A 20,298-nucleotide genomic window follows, 5' to 3' on the forward strand; every position below is an offset into this window, starting at 1 on the left:
ATGATCAAACAACGTACATTAAAGCGCATTGTGCAAGCGACCGGCGTCGGTTTACATACTGGCAAGAAGGTTACTTTAACTATGCGCCCTGCACCGGCGAACACCGGGGTCATCTATCGCCGTACTGACTTGAATCCACCGGTTGATTTTCCTGCAGATGCAAAATCAGTGCGTGATACCATGCTGTGTACTTGCCTGGTTAATGAGCATGACATCCGTATCTCTACGGTGGAACATCTGAATGCTGCTTTGGCTGGGCTGGGAATCGACAACATTGTCGTTGAAGTTGATGCCCCGGAAATTCCTATCATGGATGGTAGTGCAAGTCCGTTTGTCTACTTATTGCTTGATGCTGGTATTGAAGAATTGAACTGTGCCAAAAAGTTTCTTCGGATCAAACAAGCAGTGCGTGTTGACGATGGTGATAAATGGGCAGAGTTAAAGCCTTTTAATGGCTTTAGTCTTGATTTCACGATTGATTTCAAACATCCCGTCATCGATTCAGGTTCTCAGCGTTTCAAACTGGATTTCTCTGCTGATGCTTTTGTGCGCCAGATAAGCCGTGCCCGTACCTTCGGCTTTATGCGTGATATCGAATATTTGCAGTCCCGTGGTTTGTGCCTTGGTGGCAGTCTCGATAGTGCCATCGTCGTGGATGATTACCGTGTGCTGAACGAGGATGGCTTGCGTTTTGACGATGAGTTTGTCCGTCATAAACTGCTGGATGCAATCGGCGATCTGTTCATGTGTGGCCATAACATCATTGGTGCATTTACAGCATTTAAATCTGGTCACGCGCTGAATAACAAGCTATTGCAGGCGGTACTGGCCAGACAAGAAGCATGGGAATATGTAACCTTTGAAGATGAGGCCGAAATGCCAGTCGCTTTCCGGGCTCCCTCGACCGTGTTGGCCTGACCCTTCTAGTTATTTATTCAGACGACTGGTTTTCGCTGGTACTCTCTCCGGCCAGCGAAGCCAGTCTTTCTAATACTTTCTGCAACCTTTCCGGGCTTTGAGTCGCCAATCCTTTCAATATTTCTGCACTTTGCGGGCTGAGTATTCTTGGCTGTTGTCGGGATATTGCCGATAGCTCCTGGGATGATTGTTTGACTTTTCTTTCATGTATATTTGCGGCCAGCGCTGGATTAATCCTGATGTCGATCGTTACTAATGATGGTAGTATTTGTTCGCGCAGGGCTGACAGCAATGCAGGTTGTTCATAGCGTAACCGCATTAGCCAGTTTGCATTGGCTGTTTCCAGTATCAATAGTCCTTGACGGTAATTGGCAACCCGGCACCAGGGTTGCAGTGTTGATGGTAATAAGGCGCGAACGGTTTGGGTGAGCTTTAGTAATGCGGTTGCGCGTTTCTGAATGTCACGCAACGGACCTATCCCGCTTTGGGATGCACAGTCAAAGAATGACTCCAGTGATTGTGGCCGACTATCTCGCATAACAGGCTCCGACGGAAAGAAGATTTGTGATTGGTATTTTAAATCGTTGGCGACAATTTGGCAGACGTTATTTCTGGCCACATCTTCTTCTGGGGATGGTGGCGGCGACGCTTGGGCTGCCTGCCAACAATTTTACCGAATCGAGAGAGGCCTCTTCCCAGGCAAATTCTACATCAGCCATCAGCCGCCATAATGTTTCTTATTTTAGCCTCACCGATTTGGAAGCTCTCAAAGATACCAGACGTCGCTCTCCGCTCACGACCGATTACTGGCATCAGCATGCGATCCGAACAGTCATTCGTCATCTCTCATTTGCTTTCACACCGCATGAAACTGTCGTCCAGCAAGAGGTTGAAGCCTCTTTGCATCATCAGGTGTTGCTCGATACGCTGAATGCTTTGCTGATGCGTGAAGCAAAGCAGCCGGTATCACCGTTGTTGTCGGTAGTTCCCCCAATTTTTTCCATGCCTTACCAGTCAGGGATCTGGCTGGCCCAGTCTATGGGGATCCGCGCTGGTCCGTTGGTTTGATGCTGAGAGCCTAAGCGCTGCGACCTAGCATAGGCGCAGATTCCCTTTCTGATTTAGTGTCGTCATTAATATGACGGCTGTGTTGAGATATAAATCATTATGTTGATGAAATTATTGACCAAAGTTTTTGGTAGTCGTAATGACCGCACGTTGCGCCGGATGCGTAAAGCGGTTGAGGTGATTAATCGTTTTGAACCGGCGCTGGAAAAGCTTTCGGATGATGAACTGAAAGCTAAAACGCAGGAATTTCGCGATCGCTTGAAAAAAGGTGAGTCGCTGGAATCCATATTGCCGGAAGCTTTTGCCGTCGTTCGTGAAGCCAGTAAACGGGTTTTCGGTATGCGTCATTTTGATGTGCAGATGATTGGCGGCATGGTGTTGAACGAACGCTGTATTGCTGAAATGCGTACCGGTGAAGGTAAAACGCTGACGGCAACATTGCCTGCCTATTTGAATGCATTAACCGGACGCGGTGTACATGTAGTGACCGTCAATGACTATCTGGCGCAGCGTGATGCTGAAAACAACCGTCCGCTGTTTGAATTCTTGGGTATGTCGGTAGGGATCAACTTGCCAGGCATGCCGGCGCCTGCAAAGCGTGAAGCTTATGCAGCGGATATTACCTACGGCACCAACAATGAATATGGTTTCGATTATCTGCGTGACAACATGGCATTTAGTCCACAGGAGCGCGTACAACGTGAGCTGTATTACGCGCTGGTGGACGAAGTCGACTCCATCCTGATCGATGAGGCGCGTACTCCACTCATTATTTCCGGCCCGGCGGAAGACAGTTCGGAACTATACATGCGGGTGAATAAAATTATTCCGCATCTTATTCGTCAGGAAAAAGAAGACTCCGAAACGTTCCAGGGGGAAGGGCATTTCTCCGTGGACGAAAAAGCGCGTCAGGTTAACCTGACGGAGCGAGGCCTGATTAAGATTGAAGAACTATTGATGAATGCAGGCATCATGGAGGAGGGAGAGTCACTCTATTCACCGTCTAATATCATGCTGATGCATCATGTGACTGCCGCTTTGCGCGCCCATGCGTTGTTTACCCGAGATGTGGATTACATCGTCAAAGATGATGAAGTCATCATCGTCGACGAGCATACCGGTCGCACCATGCAGGGGCGTCGTTGGTCTGATGGGTTGCATCAGGCGGTCGAAGCGAAAGAGAACGTCAAGATCAATAATGAGAACCAGACTCTGGCTTCGATTACCTTCCAGAATTATTTCCGTCTGTATGAAAAACTGGCAGGGATGACCGGGACGGCGGATACGGAGGCCTTTGAGTTCAGTTCCATTTATAAACTGGATACGGTGGTTGTTCCTACCAACCGCCCGATGATCCGTAAGGATTTGCCTGACTTGGTCTATATGACGGAGCAGGAAAAAATCAACGCTATCATTGAAGACATCAAAGAGCGGACGCAGAAAGGGCAACCGGTTCTGGTGGGTACCATTTCCATCGAGAAGTCGGAAGTGGTGTCCCATGCGCTAACTAAGGCGGGTATTAATCACAATGTCCTGAATGCCAAATTCCATGCCATGGAGGCGGATATTGTTGCTCAGGCCGGGCGTAGCGGAGCCGTGACGATTGCTACCAATATGGCGGGCCGTGGTACGGATATTGTGCTGGGAGGTAGCTGGCAGGCTGAGGTCGCTCAGTTGGAAAGCCCGGACGACGCGCAGATCGCCGCCATCAAAGCCGAATGGCAGGAACGTCACGATGCGGTACTGAAAGCGGGTGGTTTGCATATTATCGGCACCGAGCGTCATGAATCGCGCCGTATCGATAACCAGTTGCGTGGTCGTTCCGGTCGTCAGGGTGATGCAGGGTCTTCCCGTTTTTATCTGTCGATGGAAGATGCACTGATGCGTATTTTTGCGTCTGAACGTGTGTCCAACATGATGCGCAAGCTGGGTATGAAAGAAGGGGAGGCCATAGAACACCCATGGGTCACCAAGGCGATTGCCAATGCTCAGCGTAAGGTGGAAAACCGTAACTTTGATATCCGTAAACAACTGCTGGAATACGATGATGTTGCTAACGATCAGCGTCGAGCCATCTACTCCCAGCGTAATGAATTACTGGATGTATCGGATATTAGTGAAACCATCGACAGCATCCGCGAAGACGTATTCAAAGCGACGTTGGATGCACATATTCCTCCGCAGTCACTGGAAGAAATGTGGGATATTCCAGGTTTGGAACAGCGCCTGAAGAATGATTTCGATCTAGCGTTGCCGATTACTGAATGGCTGGATAAAGAGCCTGAACTGCATGAGGAAACACTGCGTGAAAGGATTTACGCTAAAGCTGTGGATGTGTACCGCAGTAAGGAAGAGGTTGTTGGCAGTGAAGTGATGCGGAACTTTGAAAAAGGCGTGATGCTGCAGACGCTGGATTCATTGTGGAAAGAACATCTGGCTGCCATGGACTACTTGCGTCAGGGGATCCACCTGCGTGGTTATGCGCAGAAAGATCCGAAGCAAGAGTATAAGCGCGAGTCGTTCTCTATGTTTGCCGCGATGCTGGAATCACTGAAATATGAAGTGATCAGCACACTGAGCAAAGTTCAGATCCGAATGCCGGAGGAGATTGAGGCGTTGGAACAGCAACGTCGCGAGGAAGCTGAACGTCTCGCTCGTCAGCAGCAACTAAGTCATCAGGAAGAAACGGCTCCACAGGGGGCTCCTTATGCCGATCGTAAAGTCGGTCGTAATGACCCTTGCCCTTGTGGTTCCGGCAAGAAATACAAGCAGTGCCACGGTCGTATTCATTAATCACACCGGGTTATTGTCGTGAAGTCGGGCGCTGCTGTCGGTTTGACGTGATCCGGTCGGCGACAGGAGTCAACAACGGTGCGAGGTGTTCTGGTGGATGCCTGGCGCCGTTGTTACGAGTGGGCGCTGAACGACGAGAACGGAGCTGATGTTATGCAGTTTTTCAGAAAGGAAAGAGGAACATGGCACTAAAACCTCTGTCAGTTGCAGTGGGTATTATTCGTAACCTGGAACACGAGTTTTTTATCGCCTGCCGTCCCGAAGGGGTTCACATGGCGGGTAAATGGGAGTTCCCTGGTGGTAAGGTAGAGGCGGGAGAAACACCGGAGCAGGCGCTGGCGCGTGAATTGCGGGAAGAGACCGGGATTGACGTCATCAATCCACAGCATCTGGAAAATAAAACGTTCCCTGCCGGTGAACGCTTGATCACCCTGCACTTCTTTTTGGTTGAGGAATGGCGGGGGGAGCCCTATGGCAGAGAGGGGCAACGTTCACGCTGGTTGACGGTTGAACAACTGGATGCCGATGAGTTCCCGCCAGCGAATGCGGAAATGATTCGCTGGCTGAAGAGCAATGCCGCCGAATAATCCCTGACTTCAGCGCTGGGGTTCACTCCAGTCGTCACTATCGGAAACATCTTCGTTGCTAGGTATGCGTTTTTCTTCGTCGGCCCATTCACCCAGGTCGATCAACTGGCAACGTTTACTACAAAATGGCCGGTAAATACTGTTTTTACTCCACTCAACCGCTCGGGCACATGTGGGGCATTTTACAAAAGTCATCTGATCATTCACGATACATTTCCTGAAAACGGATGCCGCTTAGCAGCAGGCCAGTTCAAATACCAGCCGTTCCGGTATATGCCCACGTTCACTATCCAGCGGCAGGAAACGAATAGCGAACCGGGTTTTGTGGCCGGATATTTGCGGATAGACCTGGTGTTCGAGAGCAACCTGCAATCGTAACAGGTCGGCATCGGTCGCATTATCCTGATAAAAACCGTTAAGGCTAGTGAGATCCCGGAATGTCCCGGCGTGACGGATCAACTCCAGTACGCTGTCGAGAGAATGTTTCAACACAGCAATGCTATTCAGCCAGATATTGGCTTGTTGGCATTTTTGTTCCGGGAGCTGATGCAGCCAGATATGCAGTGTAGGCAAGTCGAAGCTGCAGCATCCACCGGGCAAGCTGAGCCGTTGCCGCACCATACCGATCAGTTTATCTTCCCGTAGCCCTTGTCCCATGCGGGGCGCCGCCGTCAACTCCGACGACAGGTTACGCAGTTTCTGGTGCAAGGTATGAATGCGCTCAATATCCGCTTCCGGCAACTCACTCCACTGCGCCAGTTTCTGCTGTTGACGCGCCAATTCTTTCAATAAGTCAGGGCGAACATCCCCTCGCTCGAGGATATCCAGTAATTCAGCCACAGCACGAAAGAACGTCAGCGCAACGCCGATGTCTTTTAGGCCACGATTGTCGTACATCTGTTGTAGTAAAAATTCCAGACGCAACCAAGTCCGCATTTTTTCATTGAGCGGATATTCAAATAGCACTGTTGGGGAAACGTCACTCATTATGGGTAATCCTGTCGGTTACGGATTCAGCCAGCGCAAGATAATGCTGATGTAACCCGTTAATCCGCGAAGCAAGTGTGTTTGGATTGTTGTTATTGTCAATAATGTCATCAGCACAGGCCAGCCGCTGCTCTCGGGTTGCCTGGGAGGCCAGAATACGTTCCGCCTGCCGGCGACTTACCCCATCCCGGGCCATGGTTCTGGCAAGCTGTACCTCTGGTTCTACGTCTACCACCAGAATGCGATCTGCCTGAGATTGCAGACTATTTTCTATTAGTAGCGGTACGACCCAAAGTGCGTAAGGGCTTGCCGATTGTCTGAGCTGACGCTGTGTTTCCGCATTAATCAGCGGATGGAGCAATGCATTTAGCCAATTTTTATCTTCCGGAACGGAAAAGATGCGTGTACGTAATGCGGCCCGATTTAATTTACCGTCTTCGTTCAGGATATCCCTGCCGAAATGTTGCACAATAGCTTTCAGCGCCGGCTGGCCGGGTTCAACCACTTGACGTGCGATGATATCCGCATCGACAACAGTGATGCCCAGCGCGGAAAACTGCTCTGCAATAGTGCTTTTTCCGCTTCCGATGCCGCCGGTAAGCGCTACGATGAATGTCATATTTGTGTGCTGAAAACAACAGGTAAATTTATCGGATTCTAGCCTAAATAAAGGAAGAATCGCAGTCTTGTCGCCTTATTATTCGGGCGTATCATCAAGCCGGTGTGTCATGGGTGTTTTCAGCGTTGATCATTTCTCTGAGGCTTAACATGCGTATTGAAGAAGATATCAAACTGGGTTTTAAAGATGTTCTGATTCGGCCCAAACGTTCAACTCTGAAAAGCCGCTCGGATGTAGAGTTAGCGCGCGATTTTTCATTTCTGCATGCCGGTTGCCATTGGGAGGGCGTGCCGATTATCGCCGCGAATATGGATACCGTCGGTACATTCTCAATGGCCCGTGTACTGGCGACGCATGGGTTGCTGACTGCGGTCCATAAACACTATTCCGTGGCGGATTGGCAGCAGTTTGTTGGCCAGGAATCTGAGTCTGTTTTACGTCATGTCATGGTGTCTACCGGGACGTCAGACAATGACTTCGACAAGCTGAAGCAGATACTGGCGCTGTCGCCGGAGCTGAAATTCATCTGTATTGATGTGGCAAATGGATATTCCGAGCATTTTGTCCGGTTTGTGCAAAAGGCGCGTGAAGCCTGCCCGGATCGGATCATCTGCGCCGGTAATGTTGTTACGGGCGAAATGGTGGAGGAGTTGCTGCTCTCTGGCGCCGATATTGTAAAAGTGGGGATTGGCCCAGGTTCGGTATGCACCACTCGGTTGAAAACCGGGGTAGGTTATCCCCAATTGTCAGCGGTTATCGAATGCGCTGACGCCGCACATGGCTTGGGTGGCCAGATTGTCAGTGACGGCGGGTGTGCCGTTCCCGGCGATGTTGCCAAAGCTTTCGGGGGTGGTGCCGATTTCGTGATGTTGGGAGGGATGCTCGCTGCCCATGAGGAGTGCGGTGGTGAAGTGATCGATGAAGATGGCCGCAAACTGATGTTGTTTTATGGGATGAGTTCCGCTTCCGCGATGGAACGGCACGTTGGCGGTGTGGCGGAGTATCGAGCTGCTGAAGGGAAAACGGTTCGTTTGCCATTTCGCGGCCCGGTGGATAATACCGTGCGCGATATTTTAGGCGGACTACGCTCCGCCTGTACGTATGTCGGCGCGGCACGGTTGAAGGAGCTCACTAAAAGAACCACGTTTATCCGCGTTTCCGAACAGGAAAATCAGGTGTTCAGTGCCTGATTTCCGGTAATCAGCGACCGCTGGCCGTCAGGCACCGGCCAGCACATTGCCCAGTTGGAAAATGGGCAGGTACATCGCAATGACCAGCATTCCCACTATTCCCCCGACAATAGCGATCAATAAGGGTTCGATGGCTTGGGTCAGCGTATCAGTAAGTTCTTGGGTGTGCTTTTCATACCAATGCGCCAACTGGTTGAATAGCTGATCCAGCGCGCCGGTTTCCTCTCCAACCCGAATCAACTGGGGACATGGGGCAGGAAATAACCAAGGGTCGCTGATCGCCTGGGCGAACGACAGCCCTTGTTCGACGCCGATTTTTGCTTGCCGCAATGCGTGTCGGTAGAGCGGATGGTTGATTGCGCTTGCTGCGCTTAGACCGGCCGGCAAAGGGATACCTGCATATTGTGTCATCGACAGAGAATGGAATACCTGACTCAGGCAGTGGCCGCGGATCAGTGCAGAGAGCAACGGTAACTTCAGTGCCAGACGGTGTTCCAGTGTTCGCCATGTGATGCTGCGTTTGCGTAACACTGACAACATCAACGTCAGACACAGAAGTAACAGCAATGCGGGCAGCCCGTATTGGCGCAGGTTATCCGAGAACGACAACATCAGACGGGTAAACCAGGGCAGCGGCGCATTAAATGTGGCATATAAACCGGCAAACTCCGGCAGAACCAGTGCCGTCATCAGCAGGCCGACCAACATGCCGGCGACGATGATGAATGCCGGATAACGTATGGCCTTCATGACGTTGCTCGCCAGCTGTTGTTGTGTTTCCTGGTACACGGCCAAACGAGCGCAGCACTCATCCAGCTTTCCGGTTAGTTCGCCGACGGCGATCAGCGAACCGCAGATAGCCGGAAAGATATCCGGGTAATCTCCTATGGCGTCTGAGAACGCTCTCCCCTGAAGAATCTCATGTCGGATGTCGCTCAACAGGCAACGCCAGCCGGCTTTTTCATGGTGTTCGCCAATCAGTGCGAGCGCATCAGGAAGCGGTAGACCGGCCTGTAATAGCGAAGCGATTTGCCGCAGAATGACGGCCAGATGGGTACCTTTCCAATAACGAGGCGTGATATAGGCGCTCGTTGTCAGTTTTAACGGCTGATAGCCCTGCTCCAGTAAATGCTGATAGATTTGCCGTCGGTTGTACCCGATATGTTCGCCGGTACAAAATTCGCCATTACTATGGAGGGCCTGCCAGCGGTAAAGCTTCTGTAGTGCCATCGTTATCTCTCTTAACACGGCCCGTCGCCTGTCACCCGATAGACTTCCTCCAGAGACGTTGTACCTTTGTCAACCAGCGCCAGGCCAGCCGACAGCAACGTGACGTGGCCTGACGATGCCAGTAGTGATTGCAAGGAAAGGCGATGCGGCTCCTGGGCCAAAAGGTGCTGAATGTCCTGGGTGATCGGTAACATTTCATAAATAGCTGTCCGGCCGTAGTAGCCGGAGAAACAGTGGTTGCATCCTTTAGCGGCCCACCGCCGCAACGGCCCTTGCCAGACTGTGGTTGGAAATCCTGTACTGTCCTCCTGCCGTTGTCGGCAATGAGGACAGAGGCGGCGCACCAATCGCTGAGCGACAATAAGCTTTAGCGCCGATGCCAGTAGGTAGCCAGGAATGCCGAGATGCTTAAGTCTGCTCAGGGTTTCCAGCGCTGAATTGGTATGCAGCGTAGAAAGCACCAGATGGCCGGTCTGTGCGGCTTTAACCGCTATCTCCGCCGTTTCCGCATCTCGAATTTCTCCCACCATAATGATATCGGGATCCTGCCTGAGCAGGGCGCGTAATACGCGGCTGAAATCCAGATGGGCTTTGGGCGCAATGGCGGTTTGATTGATTCCTTCGAGCGGGATCTCTACCGGGTCTTCCACGCTGCAGATATTGCGACTGCTGTCGTTGAGCCAGCGTATAGCGCTGTAAAGGGTAAATGTTTTGCCGCTGCCGGTCGGGCCAGTAACCAGAATCATGCCCTGCGGCAGTTGTAGCGATTGTTTGATCAATTGCAGCTCGGAGGGTGTCATCCCCAACGCCTCCAGCGCCAGCGTCTGTTGCTGGGTATGCAGGATGCGAAGGACGATTTTTTCACCATGATGAACCGGCAAGGTGGCGATACGCAGCGAATAGCGCTGCTGTTCAAGATGCAGACCGAATTGCCCGTCTTGAGGCAGCCGACGTTCCGCAATATTCAGTTTGCCCAGAATTTTCAGACGAGTGGTTATCCGGGGTACTAAGTCTTCCGGTGCGGATAGACTGTCCTGTAACACCCCGTCAATACGCAATCTTATCCGATAGCGGGTCGGCGTAGGTTCAAAATGGATATCGGACGCACGGCGTTGTACCGCCAGTTTCAATATCTGGTTGATAAACTGCAGCGCTGGTGTGTCTTCCGGCTCATCCCGGACATCGGGGGTCGCCTGATAATGTTCCCCCGTTTCTGCCGCTCTGGTGGGAGATAACTGCTGCTCCAGTTTTGCTGCCGGCCAGTGTTCGATCAGTACCCGACGATTGCCGGTGAACCTCAGTGCGACGACCATTTCTTCCGGCACATTTCCTGATACGGCGACGGTCATAACCTGCTCGTCTACCGCCAACAACAATGCCTGATAACGCTGACAAATTACACTTAATTCATGATGTAACGTATTGTTTATCATGATGTTTATCCTGCGCTTGAATCAAAGCGGAAAACATCCTCGCAAGCCTGACGCAGGCTTTCTGCATTACCGCTGCTCTGGCAGTTGCGTGTCCAGCGGGTCGCTCCGGTCTGGTTGTCCCATTCCGGTGTCATGACGACGCTCAATCCCTGTAACGTTGATTGCCCCGTCAGTGTGATCACGCCCTGATTAACGGCAATAGCGCTGACATAACGGGAGCTGGCGGTCGCTGGGATCCCCTGATTTCCTGCGGAACAGCTGCCGAAGCCCGCGTTGCTGAGCCCGCAGATATCGATAGCCGTCTTATAGGAAACCATGGTTTGCAGCATGTCCGTCATCGCGGCTTTCTGCAGGTAGCCCTGATACGCCGGGATGCCCAGCGTACTCAGGATGGCGATGATTACAATCACCACCATCAGTTCTATCAATGTAAATCCCTGGTGTCTCATAGCCCTTTTCCCTGGTGTGGCGGATGTCGGCAGCATAGTTGACGGTAGAGTGACTGGCGACGGTGGAAAACAGGATCGGGAAACGGCTTCGCACCGAAAATTAGTGGCGGTATGTCGTGTTGGCAATTTTTTGCGAGCGGCTACTCAGCATCAGGCGGGGATCGGGAGGGGATGAGGCGGTAAAGATTGCATCGCGTGTGATGTCTGGCGTTGGTTTTTCGTCGGTGTGGCAGGCTCCCCGGTGGAGCGGAGAGCCTGGCATCGCGCGTTAGTCAAAGCGCATGGAGAGATCCAGCGCTCTGACGTGCTTGGTCAGTGCGCCGACGGAAATGTAGTCCACGCCGGTTTCGGCGTAATCGCGCAGCGTATCCAGTGTGACGTTGCCGGAGACCTCAAGTTGTGCCCGCCCATGGGCTTGTTGCACGGCAGTACGGATAGCGTCCAACGTAAAATTATCCAGCATGATGATGTCGGCGCCAGCATCCAGTGCTTGCTGCAATTCGTCCAATGTTTCGACTTCAACTTCGATCGGCACATCCTGACGCAGCCGGAACGCCTGCTCTACCGCCTTGCGGATGGAACCGGCGGCGATAATATGGTTTTCCTTGATCAGAAAGGCGTCGGCCAGACCAAGGCGATGGTTACTACCGCCACCGCACAGTACGGCGTATTTCAGCGCAGTGCGAAGACCCGGCAACGTTTTGCGCGTATCCAGCAACTGGGTGTGAGTACCGGTCAGGCGTTGTATGTAACGATTGACTTCGGTAGCGACGCCGGAAAGCGTTTGCAGGAAATTCAGTGCGGTGCGTTCGCCGGTCAGTAGTTGACGGGAGGAGCCTTGCAGGCGGCACAGAGGCTGGTTTTCTTTCAGCGCGTCGCCGTCTTGTACCAGCCATTCCACGTCGACGCCGCCTCCCAACTGGAAGAACACTTCTTCCAGCCAACGCTGGCCGCAGAAAATGCCAGCTTCACGGGTAATGATCACGGCGGCGGCCGGTTTATCGTCGGGCAGCAACTGAGCGGTAATATCCTGATCTAGACTGACTTCTCCTCCCAGATCTTCGCTTAGCGCCTGTTGTACGCTGACGGGAATATCATTTGCGATACGATTGAGCAGCTCAGTACGGCGCTGTTCCTGACTATAACGGCGTGTGGTCATCTTCTTACTCCAGGGTTAGCCGGGCACTTATGCTACCCTGTTTGTCGCGGAGCATCCAATTTATTTTTCTTTATTATTCAATGCGTTGGTTGTGGTTTGTCGCTCTGCTTTTCTCAGGGCGCCAATGTGGTGGGCGGATTAGCGGTTGTAACCGGCGACCAGATAGTAGCCCCATCCGGTTGAGCGAACATTGAACGGGCCGCGTCCGAAATCAAGCTCGGCGCCTTCCGCCCATTGACCGTCATTATGGCAATAGCGGGCAACCACCGAGTAATGCCAGTGTGCATCGGTCAGCGCCAGAATATGGCTGGAAGCGATGGCATTGCTGGTGCGGGAAGCGCGCCGCAACGACTGCCAGAGGCAAGAACCTCGGGATACGGTGGCCTCCGGCCGTGAGGGGGATGCAGCATACCAGAAGTGCTTTGATGCGGCATGCCGGCAGGCGGTTAATTTCCCCGGTTGGCGCCAATAGACGAACATCGATGTTTTGACGCATCCCGGATGTGGGATATGCGGTACTATTGCGGGATGGTGAGGAACACAGTGCAATGGTGACGGGTTTCAGGCTTCCCCCCTTGATTGCGTTGAACGCTGAACGGGTAGGATGGGCGTGATTAAGGCTGATAGCTGGCGATTGGCGGCCTGACGTAGAGGAGAAGACGGAATGAGGATGGAGCTAGGTTGGCTGACAGGCGTCCGGCGCGTACTGTCGCCGCATCAGGATGCGCGGCCGGATGGTGAAAAGCCGTCATTGCTGGTTATTCATAATATCAGCCTGCCGCCGGGAGAGTTTGGCGGGCCTTATATCGATCAGCTGTTTACCGGTACGCTGAATGGTGATGCGCATCCGTATTTTGCAACCATCAACCAGTTACGGGTGTCGGCGCATTGCCTCATTCGGCGAGATGGCGAAGTCGTTCAGTACGTATCTTTTGAACGACGCGCCTGGCATGCAGGCGTTTCCTGTTTTGAAGGCCGTGAACGGTGCAATGATTTTTCTATCGGCATTGAGCTGGAAGGAACGGATAGCACGCCGTTTACTGATGCGCAGTACACGGCGCTGGCCGAGGTCACTCGCGTATTGCATGGTGAATACCCCATTACGTCGGCGCGCATTACCGGCCATAGCAATATCGCGCCCGGCCGTAAAACCGACCCCGGTTCTGCGTTTGACTGGCAGCGCTATCAACATCAATGGCAAGGGGAAAACTCGAATGGAGAAGAGGAGTAATTACTGATGACGCTGTTTACCCTGTTGTTGGTGTTGGGGTGGGAACGCTTATTTAAGTTGGGGAAACACTGGCAGCTGGATCACCATCTTGAAGTGATTTTTCGTTATCTTCCTGCACCTTCCTTTCTTCAAACGTTGTTGCTGGCGTTTGGCGGTATGGGGGTGGTCGTGATCCTACTGTGGCTGGCGAGCGGTTGGTTGTTCGGCTTGCCATTATTGCTGTTGTGGATTGCCATCGGGCTGTTGTGCATCGGTGCCGGCGAAGTCAGGCTGCACTATCGGCGTTATCTGGCGTCAGTACAACGCGGTGAGGCCGACGCTTGCCGCGAGATGGAAGAAGAGCTGGCGTTGATTCACGGTTTACCGCAGGATGCCAGCGAGCGTGAACGTCTGAAAGAGCTACAGAACGCGCTGTTGTGGATTAACTTTCGCTGTTATTTGGCCCCGTTGTTCTGGTTTGTTGTCGCCGGGCCTTACGGCCCGGTGGCGTTGGTTGGTTATTCGATTCTGCGTGCTCGTCAAAGCTGTTTGGCTCGCCACCATACGCCGTTGGAACGAGCGCATTCCGGCGTCGATACGCTGTTGCACTGGTTGGATTGGTTGCCGGTACGTTTTGTCGGCGTTGCCTATGCATTATTGGGGCATGGCGAAAAGGCTTTGCCCGCCTGGTTCGCCACCTTACTTGACAGGCACAGCAGCCAGTATTGGGTGTTGACGCAATTGGCGCAGTTTTCTCTGGCGAGAGAGCCGCACGGCGATCCTCTGTCAACGCCCAGGGCGGCGGTTTCGCTGGCGAAAAAGGTGTCATTGGCCGTGGTGGTGGTGGTCGCGTTGCTGACGATTTATGGTGCGTTGGTGTGACGTCTTACGCTTGATCCTCTAGGTGCCGACGCTGGGGGATCATGCAAAGCGCATCCTACCGGGCGCCGAAGCGCTGGTTATGAAAGGGCTGGTTAATCAAGCAAAAGGGGAGGCCGCTTTACGGGGCCTCCCCTTTTGCTCCCCGCCGGCGGGTCGTCAGCTGGCGGTTCGATGAGGTGGTTTTTTGATCCAGATGGTGGTTTAGGCGATTGCGGTGGACGCGCGTTTTTTGAGCCAGTAACCCACAGCCAGTACCAACAACCAAACCGGGATCAAGACAACGGATATTGTGATCCCCGGCGTCAGCGCCATGATGACGAGAATCCCCGCCATGAAGGCTAGACACAGGTAGTTGCCGAGCGGATAAAGCAGTGCCTTGAAGCGGGTTTCCACGCCTTCCCGTTCTTTACTGGCGCGGAATTTCAGATGGGCTAGGCTTATCATCGCCCAGTTGATGACCAGCGCGGAAACCACCAGAGACATCAGCAGTTCGAATGCTTTGCCGGGCAGCACGTAGTTGATCAGTACGCACAGCGCGGTGGCCAGCGCGGACACGCCGATGGCGATGACCGGCACACCGCGGCGATCCACCGTCAGCAGTGATTTCGGGCCGTTACCCTGCTTGGCCAGACCATAAAGCATACGGCTGTTGCAGTAGACGCAGCTGTTATAAACCGACAGCGCCGCAGTCAGCACCACGATGTTGAGGACGTTCGCCACCAGATTGCTGTTCAGTGCATGGAAGATCATGACGAATGGGCTACCACCTTCCACGACTTTCTCCCACGGGTAGAGTGACAGCAGAATGGTCAGCGAACCGATGTAGAAAATCAGAATGCGGTAGATTACCTGATTGGTGGCCTGCGGAATGCTTTTTTCCGGATGGTCGGCTTCGGCCGCCGTGATGCCCACCAGCTCCAACCCGCCGAACGAGAACATGATGACCGCCATCGCCATTACCATGCCGCTGATGCCGTGCGGGAAGAAACCGCCTTGCGACCAGAGATTGGTGATGGTGGCTTCGGGGCCGCCCTGTCCGCTGAACAACAACCAGGCGCCGAAAACGATCATACCAATGATGGCCACGACTTTGATGATGGCGAACCAGAACTCTAATTCGCCGTACATCTTCACATTGGATAGGTTGACGGCATTGATCAGTACAAAGAATACTGCGGCGGAAACCCAGGTCGGAATGTCGGGCCACCAGTATTGTACATAGATGCCGACCGCGCTTAGCTCGGCCATGGCAACCAACACGTACAATACCCAGTAGTTCCATCCCGAGGCGAAACCGGCGAACTCTCCCCAGTATTTGTAGGCGAAGTGGCTAAAGGAGCCAGCAACCGGTTCTTCGACGACCATTTCACCCAATTGACGCATGATGAAAAAAGCGATGATACCGCCAATCGCGTATCCCAGCAGAACCGATGGCCCCGCCATTTTGATAGTCTGTGCGATCCCGAGGAACAGGCCGGTACCCACAGCGCCACCCAAGGCAATCAACTGAATATGACGGTTCTTCAGACCGCGCTGTAGCGTTCCGTCTTGTTGATTTTCCATTATTTTTACCCTCTGCCGATATGAGAAAGACAAATGGAGACGTGCCGATGCGACTGTCGGCGTTTTGCTCTTTTTACGTTGATGTAATTTTATTTTTACGATGTCTGATGGAAGAAATTGCCGCCAGAGCTATCGGTGGACAGAGAATAGTGGTAAGCGGCGCTAAATGCACTGATTTCTTACCGTCGCCGGTAGAAAATGCGATGCCGATTCGTTTGCTGATAGGTGCTGTTTTTTTATAACGACATGGTGTTTTGGAGAAAAACCGATACCGACGCAGTCGTTGGTCGAAACGTTCATAAATTTGATGTGGTTGCACAGTTCGGAAAATACACAATCTCATTCGGTTTGAATTAATATTCTTTATTTTTGATTTTTAATTCAATTTCATCGGGGTTGAACGGTTCAGCTTTGCCTGATTCGGGTTTCATAAAAGTTAAAACGTCCACCTGGCGTGTAATGGTAATACCACTGACCTTATCGTGCTTTTGCAACAATAATCAGGGCATTTGTTAAAAAGTAAGGTGATTGATGTTTTCCCGCAACGTCTGTATGGACAGAAGGTGAATACTTTGTTACTTTGAGCGTCACGTTTTTATAATTGGTATTACCAATTGACTCTATGCTTTTCCGCCGGGACCCATTCACCATGGCATATAGCAAGATCCGTCAGCCCAAGCTGTCAGATGTCATCGAACAGCAACTGGAGTTTCTGATCCTTGAGGGGACGCTGCGGCCCGGAGAGAAACTGCCTCCGGAACGTGAACTGGCTAAACAGTTTGATGTTTCCCGCCCATCGCTGAGAGAGGCTATTCAGCGTCTGGAAGCCAAGGGTCTGCTCCTGCGTCGTCAGGGCGGCGGTACTTTCGTCCAGAATAATCTCTGGCAGAGCGTCAGCGATCCTTTATCGGAATTACTCAGCAATCACCCAGAATCCCAGTTCGACCTCCTTGAAACCCGTCACGCGCTTGAAGGCATCGCGGCCTACTATGCGGCATTGCGTGGCACGGAATCCGATCTGCAGCGTATTCGTGATTGCCACGCGGTAATCGACAAGGCGAGAGAAGCCGGGGATTTGGAAGCGGAATCCGAAGCGGTAATGCAGTATCTAGTGGCGGTTACTGAGGCTACGCACAACGTGGTACTGCTACATTTGTTGCGTTGCATGGGGCCGTTGCTCGAACAGAATGTCCGACAGAATTTTGAATTGCTGTATCTGAGCCGTGAAGTGTTGGCTCAGGTAAGCAGCCACAGAGCCAGGATTTTTGAGGCGATTGTTGCCCGTGAGCCTGAGAAGGCGCGTGAGGCGTCTCATCGCCACCTGGCGTTTATTGAAGAAGTACTGCTGGAACTTAACCGGGAACATAGTCGGCGGGAACGCTCTTTGCGTCGACTCCAGCAACGCAAGGATTAAGGGCCCTGTTGGGACCTGTATGCGGTAACTAACGAAGAGCCTGTCTTTCTGCGTTTTCAGCCAAGACACAGAGCGTAGAAAGACAGGCTCCAGACAATTAACTGATTAGAAACAGATAAGGACCAAACCATGTCAGAACGTTTGAATAATGACGTGGATCCGATCGAAACTCGCGACTGGCTTCAGGCGATCGAATCGGTTATCCGTGAAGAGGGTGTTGAACGTGCGCAGTACCTGATCGATCAGGTGTTGAGCGAAGCACGCAAAGGTGGCGTAAAAGTTGCGGCGGGCGGTGTCGGCAGCAGCTACATCAACACCATTGCGGTAGAAGACGAACCCGCCTATCCGGGTAACCTTGAACTGGAAAGCCGCATTCGTTCCGCGATTCGTTGGAACGCAGTAATGACGGTATTGCGTGCGTCCAAGAAAGATCTGGAGCTGGGTGGTCATATGGCGTCCTTCCAGTCTTCTGCAACCTTCTATGAAGTGTGTTTCAACCACTTCTTCCGTGCGCGAAATGCGCAGGATGGCGGTGATCTGGTGTTCTTCCAGGGGCATATTTCTCCTGGGGTTTATGCCCGTGCGTTCCTGGAAGGTCGTTTAACCGAAGACCAGATGAACAACTTCCGTCAGGAAGTCCATGGCAACGGCCTTTCTTCTTACCCGCATCCGAAGCTGATGCCGGAGTTCTGGCAGTTCCCGACCGTGTCCATGGGTTTGGGCCCAATCAATGCGATTTATCAGGCCAAATTCCTGAAATATCTTAACAATCGTGGTCTGAAAGACACGACTAAACAAACCGTTTACGCCTTCCTGGGCGACGGTGAAATGGATGAGCCGGAATCCAAAGGTGCCATCACCATCGCGACCCGTGAGAAGTTGGACAACCTGGTGTTCGTCATCAACTGTAACCTGCAGCGTCTGGATGGCCCGGTTACGGGTAACGGCAAGATCATCAATGAGCTGGAAGGCATCTTCGGCGGCGCTGGCTGGGAAGTGATCAAGGTTATCTGGGGCGGTCGTTGGGACGAACTGTTGCGTAACGATACCAGCGGCAAACTGATCCAACTGATGAACGAAACCGTTGACGGCGATTATCAGACCTTCAAGTCCAAAAACGGCGCTTATGTGCGTGAGCACTTTTTCGGTAAATATCCGGAAACCGCGGCACTGGTTAAAGACTGGACCGACGACCAGATTTGGTCGCTCAACCGTGGCGGCCATGATCCGAAGAAAGTTTTCGCTGCCCTGAAAAAAGCGCAGGAGACCAAAGGCAAGCCGGTGGTCATTCTGGCCCATACCATCAAAGGTTATGGGATGGGTGATGCGGCGGAAGGCAAGAACATTGCCCACCAGGTCAAGAAAATCAATATGGATGGCGTGCGTTACTTCCGCGATCGTTTCAATGTGCCGGTGGCGGATGCCGACGTTGAAAAACTGCCGTTCATTACCTTCGATAAAGATTCCGAAGAGTACAAATACCTGCATGAACGTCGTCAGGCGCTGGAAGGCTATCTGCCGTCCCGTCAGCCGAGATTTGACGAGAAACTGGATCTGCCGACGCTGGAAGACTTCAGTTCTCTGCTGGAAGAGCAGAATAAAGAAATCTCCACCACTATCGCTTTCGTGCGTGCACTGAACGTGATGTTGAAGAACCCGTCGATCAAAGAACGTCTGGTGCCGATCATCGCGGACGAGGCCCGTACTTTCGGTATGGAAGGTCTGTTCCGTCAGATCGGTATCTACAGCCCGAACGGCCAGCAATACACCCCGCAGGATCGTGAGCAGGTGGCTTACTACAAAGAAGATCTGAAGGGTCAGATTTTGCAGGAAGGCATCAACGAACTGGGCGCCGGCTCATCCTGGCTGGCTGCGGCAACGTCTTACAGCACCAACAATCTGCCGATGATCCCGTTCTACATCTACTACTCCATGTTCGGGTTCCAGCGTATCGGCGATCTGTGCTGGGCGGCAGGCGACCAACAGGCGCGCGGCTTCCTGATCGGCGGGACTTCCGGTCGTACTACGCTGAATGGCGAAGGTCTGCAGCATGAAGATGGTCACAGCCACATCCAGTCTCTGACTATCCCGAACTGTATCTCCTACGATCCGGCATTTGCGTATGAAGTTGCCGTGATCATGCAGAACGGTCTGGAGCGTATGTACGGTGAAGCGCAGGAAAACGTTTATTACTACATCACTACGCTGAACGAAAACTACCACATGCCGGCGATGCCGCAGGGTGCGGAAGAGGGTATCCGTAAGGGTATCTACAAACTGGAAACCGTAGCGGGCAGCAAAGGCAAGGTTCAGTTGCTGGGTTCCGGCTCTATTCTGCGTCATGTACGTGAAGCCGCGCAGATTCTGGCCAACGATTACGGCATCGGCTCTGACGTGTACAGCGTCACTTCCTTCACGGAATTGGCTCGCGACGGTCAGGATTGCGAACGCTGGAACATGCTGCACCCGACCGAAGCACCGCGCGTACCGTACATCGCCCAGGTGATGAGCGACGCGCCGGCTGTTGCGTCTACCGACTATATGAAACTGTTTGCCGAACAAGTACGTACTTACGTTCCGGCCAGCGATTATCGCGTACTGGGTACCGATGGCTTCGGTCGTTCCGACAGCCGTGAAAACCTGCGTCACCACTTTGAAGTGGACGCATCCTACGTGGTGGTTGCCGCACTGGGCGAATTGGCTAAACGCGGTGAAGTTGAAAAATCTGTGGTGGCTGAAGCCATCAAGAAATTCGACATCAACCCTGAAAAAGTTAACCCGCGCGTAGCATAAGAG

Annotated in this window: 19 protein-coding genes and 1 pseudogene; 10 read left to right on the forward strand and 10 right to left on the reverse strand. The window is 52.6% G+C overall.

Going from position 1 to position 20,298, the window contains the following annotated elements; all coding sequences use genetic code 11:
• Positions 1-918, forward strand: coding sequence for a UDP-3-O-acyl-N-acetylglucosamine deacetylase (lpxC, locus tag HEP82_RS10005; RefSeq protein WP_023638138.1), 918 nt, complete (start codon positions 1-3; stop codon positions 916-918).
• A 13-nt stretch (positions 919-931) separates the two neighbouring features.
• Here the strand turns inward: lpxC and HEP82_RS10010 are convergent, their stop codons facing one another.
• Positions 932-1,456, reverse strand: coding sequence for a DUF721 domain-containing protein (locus tag HEP82_RS10010; protein WP_192457940.1), 525 nt, complete (start codon positions 1,454-1,456; stop codon positions 932-934).
• Positions 1,457-1,482: 26 nt separating this feature from the next.
• Here HEP82_RS10010 and secM point away from each other — a divergent pair, with 26 nt between their 5' ends.
• From secM to mutT, 3 genes are all read left to right on the forward strand, one after another.
• Positions 1,483-1,986 carry a secA translation cis-regulator SecM gene (gene secM / locus HEP82_RS10015; protein WP_192457941.1) on the forward strand — a complete coding sequence of 168 codons (504 nt, stop codon included), beginning with the start codon at positions 1,483-1,485 and terminating at the stop codon, positions 1,984-1,986.
• A gap of 99 nt (positions 1,987-2,085) precedes the next feature.
• Positions 2,086-4,779: a preprotein translocase subunit SecA gene (gene secA / locus HEP82_RS10020; RefSeq protein ID WP_192457942.1), complete on the forward strand. Its 2,694-nt coding sequence runs from the start codon at positions 2,086-2,088 to the stop codon at positions 4,777-4,779.
• Between the two features lie 182 nt (positions 4,780-4,961).
• A complete protein-coding gene (gene mutT / locus HEP82_RS10025; RefSeq protein WP_192457943.1) occupies positions 4,962-5,366 on the forward strand; it encodes an 8-oxo-dGTP diphosphatase MutT in 405 nt (134 codons plus the stop codon).
• A 9-nt stretch (positions 5,367-5,375) separates the two neighbouring features.
• On the opposite strand, the gene yacG is transcribed toward mutT, so the two are convergent.
• From yacG to coaE, 3 genes are read right to left on the reverse strand one after another with little or no spacing between them, the layout of a single operon-like run.
• Positions 5,376-5,561, reverse strand: coding sequence for a DNA gyrase inhibitor YacG (yacG, locus tag HEP82_RS10030; RefSeq protein WP_225622415.1), 186 nt, complete (start codon positions 5,559-5,561; stop codon positions 5,376-5,378).
• 39 nt (positions 5,562-5,600) lie between these two features.
• Positions 5,601-6,353: a cell division protein ZapD gene (gene zapD / locus HEP82_RS10035; protein WP_192457945.1), complete on the reverse strand. Its 753-nt coding sequence runs from the start codon at positions 6,351-6,353 to the stop codon at positions 5,601-5,603.
• On the reverse strand, positions 6,346-6,972 hold the full coding sequence (coaE, locus tag HEP82_RS10040; RefSeq protein WP_192457946.1) for a dephospho-CoA kinase: 627 nt from the start codon (positions 6,970-6,972) through the stop codon (positions 6,346-6,348). Before coaE ends, zapD begins: the two co-directional genes overlap by 8 nt.
• 149 nt (positions 6,973-7,121) lie before the next feature.
• Between coaE and HEP82_RS10045 the strand changes: the two genes are divergently transcribed.
• Positions 7,122-8,162: a GMP reductase gene (locus HEP82_RS10045; protein ID WP_192457947.1), complete on the forward strand. Its 1,041-nt coding sequence runs from the start codon at positions 7,122-7,124 to the stop codon at positions 8,160-8,162.
• A 27-nt stretch (positions 8,163-8,189) separates the two neighbouring features.
• On the opposite strand, the gene hofC is transcribed toward HEP82_RS10045, so the two are convergent.
• The 5 genes and pseudogenes from hofC to HEP82_RS10070 all read right to left on the reverse strand — a co-directional run.
• A complete protein-coding gene (hofC, locus tag HEP82_RS10050; RefSeq protein WP_192457948.1) occupies positions 8,190-9,392 on the reverse strand; it encodes a protein transport protein HofC in 1,203 nt (400 codons plus the stop codon).
• Between the two features lie 11 nt (positions 9,393-9,403).
• Positions 9,404-10,825: a type II secretion system protein GspE gene (gene gspE, locus HEP82_RS10055; RefSeq protein ID WP_192457949.1), complete on the reverse strand. Its 1,422-nt coding sequence runs from the start codon at positions 10,823-10,825 to the stop codon at positions 9,404-9,406.
• A 5-nt stretch (positions 10,826-10,830) separates the two neighbouring features.
• The gene (gene ppdD / locus HEP82_RS10060; RefSeq protein WP_192457950.1) at positions 10,831-11,274 is read right to left on the reverse strand and encodes a prepilin peptidase-dependent pilin; all 444 of its coding nucleotides are present in this window, start codon (positions 11,272-11,274) and stop codon (positions 10,831-10,833) included.
• A 268-nt stretch (positions 11,275-11,542) separates the two neighbouring features.
• Positions 11,543-12,433, reverse strand: a complete 891-nt coding sequence (gene nadC, locus HEP82_RS10065; protein WP_192457951.1) for a carboxylating nicotinate-nucleotide diphosphorylase — start codon at positions 12,431-12,433, stop codon at positions 11,543-11,545.
• A 138-nt stretch (positions 12,434-12,571) separates the two neighbouring features.
• Positions 12,572-12,772, reverse strand: a pseudogene (locus HEP82_RS10070) (outer membrane protein OmpK); the annotation flags it as partial.
• A 325-nt stretch (positions 12,773-13,097) separates the two neighbouring features.
• On the opposite strand from HEP82_RS10070, the gene ampD reads away from it, so the two are divergent.
• Positions 13,098-13,664, forward strand: coding sequence for a 1,6-anhydro-N-acetylmuramyl-L-alanine amidase AmpD (gene ampD / locus HEP82_RS10075; RefSeq protein WP_192457952.1), 567 nt, complete (start codon positions 13,098-13,100; stop codon positions 13,662-13,664).
• A 6-nt stretch (positions 13,665-13,670) separates the two neighbouring features.
• On the forward strand, positions 13,671-14,525 hold the full coding sequence (ampE, locus tag HEP82_RS10080) for a beta-lactamase regulator AmpE (protein WP_192457953.1): 855 nt from the start codon (positions 13,671-13,673) through the stop codon (positions 14,523-14,525).
• A gap of 201 nt (positions 14,526-14,726) precedes the next feature.
• Here the strand turns inward: ampE and HEP82_RS10085 are convergent, their stop codons facing one another.
• Complete coding sequence (locus HEP82_RS10085) at positions 14,727-16,088, reverse strand: amino acid permease (RefSeq protein WP_192457954.1); 1,362 nt, start codon at positions 16,086-16,088, stop codon at positions 14,727-14,729.
• A 107-nt stretch (positions 16,089-16,195) separates the two neighbouring features.
• Here HEP82_RS10085 and HEP82_RS20115 point away from each other — a divergent pair, with 107 nt between their 5' ends.
• The 3 genes from HEP82_RS20115 to aceE all read left to right on the forward strand — a co-directional run bounded on the left by HEP82_RS20115 (position 16,196) and on the right by aceE (position 20,295).
• The gene (locus HEP82_RS20115) at positions 16,196-16,330 is read left to right on the forward strand and encodes a hypothetical protein (RefSeq protein ID WP_269150420.1); all 135 of its coding nucleotides are present in this window, start codon (positions 16,196-16,198) and stop codon (positions 16,328-16,330) included.
• 407 nt (positions 16,331-16,737) lie between these two features.
• Positions 16,738-17,502 carry a pyruvate dehydrogenase complex transcriptional repressor PdhR gene (pdhR, locus tag HEP82_RS10090; protein ID WP_012764303.1) on the forward strand — a complete coding sequence of 255 codons (765 nt, stop codon included), beginning with the start codon at positions 16,738-16,740 and terminating at the stop codon, positions 17,500-17,502.
• A gap of 129 nt (positions 17,503-17,631) precedes the next feature.
• A complete protein-coding gene (aceE, locus tag HEP82_RS10095; RefSeq protein WP_192457955.1) occupies positions 17,632-20,295 on the forward strand; it encodes a pyruvate dehydrogenase (acetyl-transferring), homodimeric type in 2,664 nt (887 codons plus the stop codon).
• Positions 20,296-20,298 lie beyond the last annotated feature (3 nt).

The organism is Musicola keenii (genome assembly GCF_014855505.1).
Lineage (GTDB): Bacteria > Pseudomonadota > Gammaproteobacteria > Enterobacterales > Enterobacteriaceae > Musicola > Musicola paradisiaca.